General features: G+C 63.6%; 9 protein-coding genes. 2 read left to right on the top strand and 7 right to left on the bottom strand.

Translation table 11 applies throughout. The annotated features are described in order from the left end of the window. Nucleotides 1-20: 20 nt before the first annotated feature. The 7 genes from AC4LFW_RS17400 to AC4LFW_RS17370 all read right to left on the bottom strand — a co-directional run bounded on the left by AC4LFW_RS17400 (nucleotide 21) and on the right by AC4LFW_RS17370 (nucleotide 8,638). The gene (locus tag AC4LFW_RS17400) at nucleotides 21-998 is read right to left on the bottom strand and encodes an NAD(P)-dependent oxidoreductase (RefSeq protein ID WP_491820674.1); all 978 of its coding nucleotides are present in this window, start codon (nucleotides 996-998) and stop codon (nucleotides 21-23) included. 14 nt (nucleotides 999-1,012) lie between these two features. Beyond that, the gene (locus AC4LFW_RS17395; RefSeq protein WP_491820672.1) at nucleotides 1,013-2,311 is read right to left on the bottom strand and encodes an MFS transporter; all 1,299 of its coding nucleotides are present in this window, start codon (nucleotides 2,309-2,311) and stop codon (nucleotides 1,013-1,015) included. 55 nt (nucleotides 2,312-2,366) lie between these two features. Further along, complete coding sequence (locus AC4LFW_RS17390) at nucleotides 2,367-3,374, bottom strand: sugar kinase (RefSeq protein WP_491820670.1); 1,008 nt, start codon at nucleotides 3,372-3,374, stop codon at nucleotides 2,367-2,369. Next, nucleotides 3,367-4,149 (bottom strand): sugar phosphate isomerase/epimerase family protein, encoded by a 783-nt coding sequence (locus tag AC4LFW_RS17385; protein WP_491820668.1) that lies wholly within the window; start codon nucleotides 4,147-4,149, stop codon nucleotides 3,367-3,369. Before AC4LFW_RS17385 ends, AC4LFW_RS17390 begins: the two co-directional genes overlap by 8 nt. Before the next feature lie 86 nt (nucleotides 4,150-4,235). Beyond that, complete coding sequence (locus AC4LFW_RS17380; protein ID WP_491820666.1) at nucleotides 4,236-5,261, bottom strand: LacI family DNA-binding transcriptional regulator; 1,026 nt, start codon at nucleotides 5,259-5,261, stop codon at nucleotides 4,236-4,238. Nucleotides 5,262-5,494: 233 nt separating this feature from the next. Further along, nucleotides 5,495-6,847, bottom strand: a complete 1,353-nt coding sequence (locus AC4LFW_RS17375; RefSeq protein WP_491820664.1) for a sigma-54-dependent transcriptional regulator — start codon at nucleotides 6,845-6,847, stop codon at nucleotides 5,495-5,497. 27 nt (nucleotides 6,848-6,874) lie between these two features. Then, nucleotides 6,875-8,638, bottom strand: coding sequence for a sensor histidine kinase (locus AC4LFW_RS17370; RefSeq protein WP_491820662.1), 1,764 nt, complete (start codon nucleotides 8,636-8,638; stop codon nucleotides 6,875-6,877). Between the two features lie 221 nt (nucleotides 8,639-8,859). Here AC4LFW_RS17370 and AC4LFW_RS17365 point away from each other — a divergent pair, with 221 nt between their 5' ends. Together AC4LFW_RS17365 and AC4LFW_RS17360 are read left to right on the top strand one after the other, a co-directional pair. Then, complete coding sequence (locus tag AC4LFW_RS17365; RefSeq protein ID WP_491820661.1) at nucleotides 8,860-10,056, top strand: cyclic di-GMP phosphodiesterase; 1,197 nt, start codon at nucleotides 8,860-8,862, stop codon at nucleotides 10,054-10,056. Nucleotides 10,057-10,402: 346 nt separating this feature from the next. Beyond that, nucleotides 10,403-11,890: a SulP family inorganic anion transporter gene (locus tag AC4LFW_RS17360; protein WP_491820659.1), complete on the top strand. Its 1,488-nt coding sequence runs from the start codon at nucleotides 10,403-10,405 to the stop codon at nucleotides 11,888-11,890. The last annotated feature ends 13 nt before the right edge of the window (nucleotides 11,891-11,903 follow it).

Here is an 11,903-nt window from a genome sequence, read left to right as displayed (position 1 = left end):
CATTCTCCGTGGCACATGACTCAGCCTTGCCAGGCCTCCGGGTTCACCAGGTTCACTGGCCGCTCACCCGCCAAGGCGGTGAGCATGTTGTCCACCGCGCAGCGCGCCATCGCCTCGCGCGTCTCATGGGTGGCGGAGCCCATATGCGGTGTCGCCACCACGTTATCCATCTGCAACAACGGTGAATCCGCGCTCAGGGGTTCATGCTCGAACACGTCCAACCCTGCCCCACGAATCCGGCTGTGGCGCAGGGCTTCGATCAGCGCCGCTTCATCCACCACCTTGCCCCGGGAGATGTTGATGAAGATGCTCTCGGGGCGCATCTGGGTGAACGCCTGAGTACCGATGAGTCCGTTGGTGTCGGTCGTCAGCGGCAGCGTCAGGCAGATGAAATCTGCCTGCTGCAAAAGCATTTCGAGGCTGCAGTAACGTGCAGCGAAACGCTGCTCGACCAACGGTTTGGGTGAATGGCTGTGGTAGATCACCGGCATGCCAAAGCCGAAGTGCCCGCGCTGTGCCAGGGCTTCACCGATGCGGCCCATGCCGATGATGCCCAGCGTCTTGCCGTGGACGTCCGTACCGAAATGGGCAGGGCCAATGCTTTGTTGCCACTGACCGGTGCGGACCATGTTCGCCAGCTCCACCACCCGCCGGGCTGTCGCAAGGATCAGCGCAAACCCGGTGTCAGCGGTGGTTTCGGTCAGGACGTCCGGTGTGTTGCTGAGCAAGATCTGGCGGCTGGTCAGGTACTCGATGTCGTAGTTGTCGACTCCAACCGAAACGCTGGCAATGGCTTGCAGCTTCGGCGCCAAATCCAGCAACGCAGCATCCAGTCTAAGGCTTGCGCCCAATAGACCATGGGCGGTTGGCAGGGCATCACGCAGTTGCGCCAGGCCCTGCGCATCGAGGCGTTCGATGAGCGTGACCTCGGCCTGCGCTTGCAGACGAGCCATCAGTGGAGCGGACAGGGCCTTGTACAACACAATGTGCTTTTTCATGAGTGGGTCTCGATTCAGGGGCGCGCAGTGGCCGGATAGGGCTTCGCGGTTGCAGGTCGGGTCCGGTCGCTGGCGCCGGGCTTGAGCGCCAGGGTCAGCAACACCGACAGGAGTAGCGCACCACTCATCAACAGGAAAGACATGCCGGGCGAGCCGGTGGAACCATTGAGGTAGCCCACCAAGTACGAGCCGCCAAACGAACCCAGCGCGCCCATGCTGTTGATCAGCGCCATGGCGCCACCGGCAACGTTCGCCGGGAGGATTTCCGGCACGATGGCGAAAAACGGTCCGTACGGTGCGTACATGCAGGCGCCAGCGATTACCAGCAGGCTGTAAGACCACCAGAAATGCTCGGCGCCCAGCAGGTATGAAGCATAGAACGCGATGGAAGCGATCAGCAGCGGCGGCCAGACGAAGCGTTTGCGTTTTTGCACCTTGTCCGACGCCCAGGACACCAGCAGCATAGCGATCACCGCCGCCAGATAGGGCAGCGCTGACAGCCAGCCGGCCTCGACCATGTCCATCTCCTGACCGGCCTTGAGGATCGAGGGCAGCCACAGCACGAAGCCATACACGCCGATGCTCCAGCAGAAGAACTGCAACGCCAGGATGATCACCTTCGGCGAGCGGAACGCCTCGGCATAGTTCTTCACCGCCTTGATGCCGACCTGCTCGGCAGCCAATGCGCTTTCCAGGTCTTGTTTTTCCTGGTCGTTGAGCCACTTGGCCTGGGCCGGGCGATCGTCGGCCAGACGCCACCAGATGAAAGCCCAGAACACGGCGGGCAGCCCTTCGATGATGAACATCCAGCGCCAGTCGAACTGCTCCACCAGATAACCCGACACCACCGACATCCAAAGCATGGTCACCGGATTACCGAGAATCAAAAAGGTGTTGGCGCGCGAGCGTTCGGCGCGGGTGAACCAATGACACAGATACACCAGCATGGCTGGCATCACCGCGGCTTCGACCACCCCTAGCATGAAGCGGATCACGATCAGCCAGTAGGCGTTGGAAACCATGCCCGTCAGGGTCGCCAACGAGCCCCAGAGGATCAGGCTGACGAAGATCAGCTTCTTCACGCTGCGTTTCTGCGCGTAGATCGCGCCCGGTACCTGGAAAAAGAAGTAGCCGAGAAAGAACAGCGCACCAAGCAGTGACGACATTCCTGGGGTGATCATCAGGTCCTCGGCCATACCCGAGGCGGCGGCGAACCCGTAGTTGGCCCGGTCCAGATAGGCCAGGCTGTAGGTGATGAATACGATGGGCATGATGTACCACCAGCGGCGGGTGGCAAGGTTTCGCGTTTGCATGTCTTGACTCCTGAGCTTGTTGTTTTTGTTGCAGCGAGAGCATTAGTGCGTCGTGTCAGGCCTTGATCGAGCGCGGATTCTTCGACTTGAGCCCATCGGGAGGACTGGTCTGCCCGCTATCGAGGTCTCTGACTTCGGCTGATAATTCACGCCGGGTCGGCAAACCCTCCATGTCCCCACGGTTCTGTACCGCGCGGCTGCCGATCCAGTTGGCGCGCTGCACCGCATCGTGAAGGCTGAGGTTTTCCAGCAGCGCACTGATCAGGCCGACGGCAAAACCATCACCGGCGCCCACGGTATCCACCACCTGCACATTGGGAACACCGGGGGCGAAGCCCTGGTCCAGCTGCGTACGGTAGTAAGCACCGCTTGCGCCGAGCTTGATCACCACCGCCTCGACTCCCTGATCCAGATAGAACGCGGCGATGTCGGCCGGGTCGTCGAAGCCGGTCAACAACCGGCCTTCACAGAGCCCCGGCAAGACCCAGTGGGCAAGCGCGGCGAGGCGATTGATTTCGCGGATCATTGTGGATTCGCTGTTCCACAGGCCTGGTCGGAGATTGGGGTCGAACGACAGGCTGCGGCCGGCATCGCGCATGCGGGTCATCAGTTCAAAGGACATCTCCCGGGCAGTGACCGATAGGGCTGGCACGATGCCGGTGGCATGCAGGTGACGAGCACCAAGCAGCGCAGGAGCGATGGATTCGGTCGACAGATGGCTGGCCGCAGAGCCGCGGCGGAAATATTCGACTTGCGGGTCGCTGCCATCGTCGCTGCGGGACTTGAACTGAAACCCGGTGGGGTGGGCCGCGTCGACCGCCACGTGGCGACAATCCAGGCCTTCGTTTTCCAGCGTCTGTACCACAAAGCGACCAAGGGAATCGGCGCCGACCCGGCTCAACCAGGCCACCTTGAAGCCCAGCCGCGACAAGCCGATGGCAACGTTGCTGTCGGCACCGGCAATGCGCTTGTGAAACCGCTCGACGCTGGCGAGGTCGCCGCTCTGCTCAGCTACCAGCATCGCCATGGTTTCGCCGAACGACAACACATCGAACTCATACATGGGCAGGCTCCTGGTGCGGCTGCCCGAGGCGGGACAGGAGGGCGACGTGTTCAGAGGTCAGTTGCAGCAGGTCATCGCCTTGCAGCGGGTATTCGGCCGCGCGCATCACGCCGGCCGGCATCTGCTCGAGCAACTGCTCCCACAGTGGCAGATCCGCCATGGCCGGCGGCACGGCGACAAGCTTGCCGTCAGCGCGCCGAGTCACCGCCTTGCAATGCACGTACGCCACGTGCCGCCCGAGCTGCCGCGCCGCGGCGGATGCCGACTGCTCCTGCCAGTGCCAATTGCCGATGTCGAATGTCATGCCGATGGGTAATCCATGCTGCTCGACAGCCCGAAAGAAGCGCTGCAGAGGCCCAATCCGTCCGCCCTGTACGGTCTGATCGTTCTCTACCAGCAGTTGGACCGGGCTCTCGGTCAGCGCTTCGGCCAGGGCTCGCAGGTCATGGGTCTCTGTGAAATGGCCCAGGGAGACCTTCAGCCATGTCGAACCAAAGGTTTCGGCGCGTCGCAGTGCAGGTAGCAGGGCGGGATTGGGCCCGGATTGGCCGTCGAGCCACAGCTCCAATGGAGACGAAAAGATACTTTGCAACCCATTGATCCGGGCGTCGGCGGAAAGATCGGCCGCGCATTCGGTGGTGAGCAGCTCTTCGCGCCACTCGATCCGCGAGGCGCCGGCGGCCGCCAGTAGCTCAATAAAGCTGCCTTGGCCTCGCTCGCGCACCAGGTCGGCGCCGTAGCTGGATAGGCTGATCGAGATAGGTGGATTGTTCATTGTTGTTCTCCTCTGAAACCGGTTTCAGTCTTATGCAAAAAAAACCGCAACGCGTTTACGGACCCGTTGCGAGAGGCCTTCGCCCGTTACTGAGCACTGCCGCGCGTCGATCCGCGCTCGATCAACTGCGCCGCGAAATTCAGGATCCGCACGGGGCCGCTGTCGCCGCGCAGACGCTTGAGCAGACACTCGAATGCGCTGGCGCCGATCTCGGTCGTGGGCTGCGCCAGGGCGCTGATGCCGCTTCCTACCAAGGGGTACCAGTCCAGATCGTCAAGGGCGATCAGGCCGATATCGTCGAAGAGGTGACAGCCCAACTCGCGCAAGACCCGAGTGGCAGCCAGCGCGGCAATGCCATTGGCGCAGAACAGCGCTTTGGGGCCATGATCCGGCCGGCCCAGGAACTCTCCGATACGCATAGCCAGCATGTCGCAGGTCTCTGCCACGGTGCCGGTTAGTGCAGGGCGTAGCTCTATCCCCGCCCTGAAGCTCTCGACCCGCTCGATCCGTGAGCTGGTGCCGTCGAATGGTTCGGTTACCAGCAATAGATCGCGGTAGCCCCGAGCCAGGAGGTGATCAAGGGCCATCCCGACGGCAGCCGGATTGTCCAGCCCCACCAGGTCGCTTTCGAGTCGGTCGACCTTGCGGTCCACCAGCACCATGGGCATTTCCCGGCGCAGCTCCAGCAGCTCGTCGCGGTGGTGGCCGAGGGTGTTCACGATCAGGCCTTCGATGTTGTAGGCGCGCAGCAGCGCCAGATGCTGGCGTTCCTGCTCGTCGTCGCGGTCGGTGTTGCATACCACCAGGCTGTAGCCGTGGCGCCGGCAGGCGGTTTCCACGCCATGCATCACGGCGATCGAATAGGGGTTGCGGATGTCGGCCACCAGCATGCCGATCAGGCGTGTGCGGCCGCGCTTGAGGCCACGGGCCATCTGGTTCGGGCGGTAGCCCAGCTCGGCGATCGCCTGCTCGATGCGCCGCGCGATGGCATCGGAGAGCAGGGCGCGGTCTTCGCCGATGAAGCGCGAGACGCTGGCCTTGGACACCCCGGCGCGCTCGGCGACATCAAGCATGGTCACGCGGCTGCGCTGGGCGGCGGAGAAGGAATTCACGGATTGAAACCTACTTATTAGAGTTGTTGTTTTGCTTTGAAACCGGTTTCAGGAGACCGCAGAACACGCACGGAGGTCAAGGGCATCGTGCATAAGGCGCGACCGACGGTTGCCTGCGCAGCTCCTTGCGCGGATTGGTCAAACTCCATCTGCCCAGACTCATGCTGTCGTAGCCGGGCGAAAGGAAACGAACTGGCGAACAGACGTGCGCCTACCCAGACGTCGCGTCGAGATCAGTCGCTGCTGCCCGCAGGCAGATAATCGCTGCGGCTGAGCCCGTGGCGTTGCATCTTTTCGTTGAGGGTGCGGCGCGGGAGCTGCAGTTGCGCCATGACCTCGCTGATGTTGCCTTTGTGCTGTTGCAGGGCATTGTGCAGGCACTGGGCTTCGAAGGCTTCCATCTGGTCGGCCAGGGACGTGCCGGTGAGCGCAGTGGGAGCCGTGGCGGCCGGGGGCGGCGTCAGGCCCAGGGCGTGGCGTTCGGCGGCGTTGATCAGTTCACGGACATTGCCGGGCCAGTCGTGGCTGAGCAGCTGCGCCAGTTCGGCCGGGCTGGCGGGGACCGGATCGCGACCGTGGCGCTGGGCGGCCTGGCTGGCGAAGTGATCGAACAGCAGGGGAATGTCTTCGCGACGGTCGCGCAGGGGCGGGATGTGCAGTTCGGCGACATTCAGGCGGTACAGCAGGTCCTCGCGGAAGCGCCCGCCGCGTACCTCTTCGAGCAGGTCCGGCTTGGCCGCGCTGATCACCCGCAGGTCGACCTCGATGCTGCGGTTCGAGCCCAGTCGCTCCAGGGTTTTCTCCTGCAGCACGCGCAGCAGCTTGACCTGCTGGGCCAGTGGCATGCTTTCGATCTCGTCCAGAAACAGCGTGCCGCCGTCGGCGTGCTCGATACGGCCGATGCGTTTGCCCTGGGCGCCGGTGAAGGCGCCGCTCTCGTGGCCGAACAGCTCGCTTTCGAAGATGGTTTCCGGAATGGCTGCGCAATTCAGCGCGACGAAGGCCTTGGTCGCACGCGGGCTGAAGTCGTGCAGGCAGCGCGCCACCTGTTCCTTGCCGCTGCCGGTGTCACCGCGGATCAGTACGTTGACGTCCGTGCCGGCCAGCTCCAGCACCTGACGGCGCAGGTTTTCCATGGCGCGCGAAACGCCCAGCAGCATCGACTCGATGCGCCCCTTGCGGGTGAACTGCTCGCGCAGCTGGCGGTTCTCGCAGACCAGCCGGCGCTTGTCCTGGGCACGTCGAACGCTGTCGAGCAGGCGTTCGGGGGTGAAGGGTTTCTCGATGAAGTCGTAGGCACCCTGGCGCAGCGCCTGCACCGCCATGGCCACATCACCATGGCCGGTGACCATGATCACCGGCAGCTCCGGGTCCAGCGCCACCAGCTTCTCCAGCAGGCCGAGGCCGTCGAGGTCCGGCATCCGCACGTCGCTGATCAACACGCCGGGAAAGCCGCGGTCGACGATCGCCAGCGCTTCGTGGGCGCGTGCGCAGGTCCGTACGCTGAAGCCGGACAGTTCGAGCCATTGCTGCACCGCCTGGCGGATCGCTGCTTCGTCATCGATGAAAATCACCTGACCGCTCATGTCTCACCTCTCTTGCGAGTTGTCAGTCTACTCGCCAGCGAGCGCTTCGGCCGCAGGCAGATGCAGCTCGAACACGGCGCCCAGTGCATCGTTGTGCACCTGGAGACTGCCGCCCAGATCGCGGACGATTCCGTAGGACACCGCCAGACCCAGCCCGAGCCCGCGGCCGACCGGCTTGGTGGTGAAGAACGGCTCGAACACCTGGTCCAGATGTTCCTCGGCGATGCCACCACCGCTGTCGGCAACGCTCAGTGTCCAGCCGCCGTCCGTCAGCTGGCAGTCGATACGCAGCTGCCGGAGTTCGGCACCTGTCATGGCATCCAGCGCATTGGTCAGGAGGTTGATCAGCACCTGTTCCAGACGGATGGCATCGCCGCTGACCCAGGCCTGAGCCGGCACCTGACGGATTACCTCGACGCCTTCGCTGCGAATACGCGGACCGAGCAGTTGCAGTGCCTGTTCCAGCACCTCGGCCAGGCTCAATCGCTGGCGCAGCCCGGCGGGGCTTTTGCGGGCGAAGGTTTTCAGATGGCTGGTCAGCGCGGCCATGCGTTCGAGCAGGCCTTCGACCTGGCCGATGCCGTCGCGTACGGCCTCGGTGCGGCCGCTGTCCAGCAACAGGCGCTGGCTGGCCAGCTGCATGCGCAGGGCCGTCAGCGGCTGGTTGATCTCGTGGGCGAGGGCGGCGGACATCTGCCCCAGGGCGGCCATGCGCGCCGCGTGCACCAGCTCGTCCTGGGCGGTGTTCAGCTCGCGGGTGCGCTCTTCAACCAGGCGCTCCAGCTCGTTGCGGCTGCGCTGCTCGACACGTCGGGTCTTGCGCCGCTGGGCCAGGTACAAGAGCAGGAACGCCAGCGTCATCCAGGCGCCGCCCGCCGCCAGCCGATAGCTGCGCACGTTGGCGGCGACCCGCTGTGGTTCCTGCAGCAGGTGCAGGGTCCAGTCTTCCTCCGGTAGCTCCAGGCGCTGCCAGAGGTAGTCGCGACGGCCATCGGGCCCGTCGACCAGGCGTCGCTCGCCGTTCGCGGCAACCTGCTGCAAGGCGCGGCTGGGCAGAGGCTGCAGGTTCTGCTCGGCATAGCGGCGGACTGCGACCAGACGATCACGAACCTCATCGCTCAACGGGCGCAGATAACGGAAGCGCCACGCCGGGCGGTTGGTCAGGATCACGATGTCCAGCGAGTCGGAGATGAGCAGGATGCCGGATTGGCCGACCCACTCGCGCTGCATCTCTTCGAGCTCAAGTTTGACCACCAGCACGCCGATGACCTCTCCACGTTCGTTCTTTACCGAGCTGGAAAGGAAATAACCGGGAATGCCGGTGGTCACGCCGACGGCAAAGTAGCGACCCGTGTCGTTTTTCACCGCGTCGATGAAATAGGGACGGAAGGCGTAGTTATTGCCGACAAAGCTGCTCCAGTCGCGCCAGTTGCTGGCTGCCAGGGTTTCGCCATGGCGGTCGAGCAGGTACAGCACTGAGGAGCCGGCCGCCTGGTTCTGCTCTTCCAGCCGCTGATTGAGCCGGTCACGCAACGGCTGGCTGGAGGGGTTGCTCAGCAGCGCCTGGATATCGCTGTCCAGCGCCAGCAGCGCCGGCACCGAGCGGAAGCGCTGTACCTGGGTGTGGATTGCCTGGGCGTAGAGTTCGAGCTGGCCCGCGGCTTCCTGGCTGCGTTCGGCCCAGGCACGACGTTCGGCGATGCGCCCGGCCCAATAGATGCTCAGCAGCAGGCCGACGAGGATCAGCGTGATGATCAGGGTGACGCGGTAACGGCTGGGCAGGGCAGGCATGATCAGCTCGCGATGGGGGACTCGAATGGTAATGCAGGCCGTACGTCGGAAGACAAGGTCTCGTAGCGCTATTGGCTAATGCACAGGCATGGTCGGTAGTGGCACGATGATGCCGTCGTTGCTTGCATCGGATGGCTTGAGCTGCATGGAAAGCAGGTGTCACAACTGGGGCTCTGCTGGCGTGTCACGGACCCCTTGCGTTAGATCGTCACGAGGCGTGCATGCTGAAGAAAATCTCCGCTGATGCGGTTCGCTCTGGAATGTACATCAATGGATTCGAAGGCAATTGGCTTTCGCATCCGTTCTGGAAGAGCAAATTCGTCATAGAAGACGCCGATGACCTCGTACGCCTGCGCGAGAGCGGGCTGAGCGGTGTCTGGATCGATGTCAGCAAAGGCGTCGACGTCGCGGGCAGCCCCGTCGCTGCCCCATCGGACGAGCCCGTGCCGCAGCCCGGACCGACGACCGCAGCCACCCCGGCGCGCTGCAGCGGGCGTGACGAGCTACAACGCGCAGCGCGGCTACTGACCCGATCGAAGAAAGCCATTACCGAGCTGTTCAACGAAGCCCGGCTGGGTAACGCCATCAACGTCGAGGGGTGCCTGCCGCTCGTCGCCGATATCAGCGATTCCCTGTCACGCAACAGCTCCGCGCTGATCGGCCTGGCGCGGCTCAAGCACAAGGACGAATACACCTATATGCACTCGGTGGCAGTCTGCGCGCTGATGGTGTCGCTGGGCCGCCAGCTCAAGCTGGACGAAGACACCGTTCGCGAGGCCGGGTTGGCGGGATTGCTGCATGATGTCGGCAAGATGGCCATGCCGCTGGAGGTCCTGAACAAGGCTGGCGGATTGACCGATTCGGAGTTCGCCATCATGCGCAGCCACCCCGAGCGTGGGCATGCCCTGCTGACGGCGGCCGGGTCGATTCCCGCGTCGGCGCTGGATGTCTGCCTGCATCATCACGAGAAGTTCGATGGCACCGGTTACCCCGATCGGCTCCAGGGCGAGGCCATCAGCCTCTTCTCGCGAATGGGTGCGGTGTGCGATGTCTATGACGCCATCACCTCCAATCGCCCCTACAAGAAGGCCTGGAATCCGGCCGAATCGCTGGCGCGTATGGCGCAGTGGAAGGGCCATTTCGATATGCAGGTCTTCCACGCCTTTGTGCGCTCCGTCGGCATCTACCCGCTCGGTTCGCTGGTGCGCCTGGAGTCGGGGCGGCTTGGCGTGGTGATCGACCAGCATCCGGAGAAACTCACCGAGCCCCTCGTGCGGGTGTTCTTTTCGGCCAAGACCAAGGTGCCGATCCCGCAGCAGGATCTGGACCTGTCACGCCGCGGCGTGAGTGATCGCATCGTTGGACGGGAAGATCCGGCGCAGTGGGGCTTCGCCAATCTGGACGATTTCTGGCGCTAGCACCCGGCCCCGCAGATCAGCCGAGGGCCTTTCCGGCTCGTGCCGACCAGCGCCTGCCTGGCGTGGCAGGTCGCAAGCGCCGGGTGGCTGGGCTATCATTCGCGGCCTGTTTACACCGCTTCGCCCACTGAAGCGTCTGCCGAGTGAATATTGCAGTGACCTGGTTCACTAGTCCGCCATAGCGCGACCCGCACGCCAAAGCCACCCGGCCGCCATCAGGTGCGGCCGCTTCCGGCGCGCCATGCTTTGTTCGCGAACTTCGCGCCGCTACCTCAATCGGAACTAGCCTTGTATCAACCGCGTGCCTTGCTGGCTTGCCGGTGATGCCTTTGCTCAGGAAATCACCATGCTCCATTCGATCAAACAAAACTGGTTTTGCAACATTCGTGGCGATGTCCTCGCCGGGCTCGTCGTTGCCCTTGCCCTGATCCCCGAAGCAATCGCCTTCTCGATCATTGCCGGGGTCGACCCGCGTGTTGGCCTGTATGCCTCGTTCTGCATCGCTGTGGTGATCGCCTTTGTCGGCGGCCGGCCGGGGATGATTTCCGCAGCCACCGGTGCCATGGCGTTGCTGATGGTGACGCTGGTGCGCGAGCACGGTTTGCAATACCTGCTGGCGGCGACACTGCTGTGCGGCGTCTTTCAGATCGGTGCCGGCTATCTGCGCCTTGGCTCGCTGATGCGCTTCGTCTCGCGCTCGGTAGTGACCGGCTTCGTCAATGCACTGGCGATCCTGATCTTCATGGCGCAGCTGCCGGAACTGACCGGCGTCACCTGGCACGTCTACGCCATGACCGCGGCGGGCCTCGGCATCATCTACCTGTTTCCCTATGTGCCGAAGATCGGCAAGGTGATCCCCTCTCCGCTGGTGTGCATCCTGTCGCTCACCGCAGTGGCCATCTACCTGGGGCTGGATATCCGCACCGTCGCCGACATGGGCGACCTGCCCGACACCCTGCCGGTCTTCCTCTGGCCAGAAGTGCCGCTGACCTTCGAAACCCTGGCGATCATATTCCCGTATTCCGCTGCGCTGGCCGTGGTCGGCCTGCTGGAGTCGTTGATGACGGCCACCATCGTCGATGACCTGACCGACACCGGCAGCGACAAGAACCGTGAGTGCAAGGGCCAGGGCGTCGCCAACATCGTCTCCGGGATGTTCGGCGGCATGGCCGGCTGCGCGATGATCGGCCAGTCGGTGATCAACGTGAAATCCGGCGGCCGTACCCGCCTGTCGACCCTGATTGCCGGGGTCGTGCTGCTGCTGATGGTGGTATTCCTCAGCGACTGGGTCGGCCAGATTCCCATGGCCGCCCTGGTGGCGGTGATGATCATGGTGTCCATCGGCACCTTCAGCTGGGATTCGCTGCGCAACCTCAGGCGTTATCCGCTCTCCACCAACATCGTCATGGTGGTGACCGTGGTCGTGGTGGTGTTCACCCACAACCTGGCGTTTGGCGTATTGGCGGGTGTGCTGCTGGCCGCGCTGTTCTTCGCCAACAAGGTCGGGCACTACCTGCACATCGGCAACGAGCTGTCCGCCGACGGCAACCAGCGTACCTACCGCGTGGTGGGTCAGGTGTTCTTCAGCTCGTCGGACAAATTCACCAGCGCGTTCGACTTCAAGGAAGCGGTCGGCAAGGTCACGGTCGACCTCAGCCAGGCGCATTTCTGGGACATCACCGCCGTGTCGGCACTGGACAAGGTGGTGCTCAAGTTCCGCCGAGAAGGCACTGAGGTCGAGGTGCTGGGTCTGAATGAAGCCAGCGCGACCATCGTTGACCGCTTCGGCGTGCACGACAAACCCGACGCCACCGACGAACTCATGGGCCATTGAGAGGAGAGCGATG

This window comes from Stutzerimonas sp. C6.4V (genome assembly GCF_058536345.1).
The sequence above is the reverse complement of the archived record's forward strand: the minus strand, read 5'-3'. Positions and strand labels throughout refer to the sequence as shown.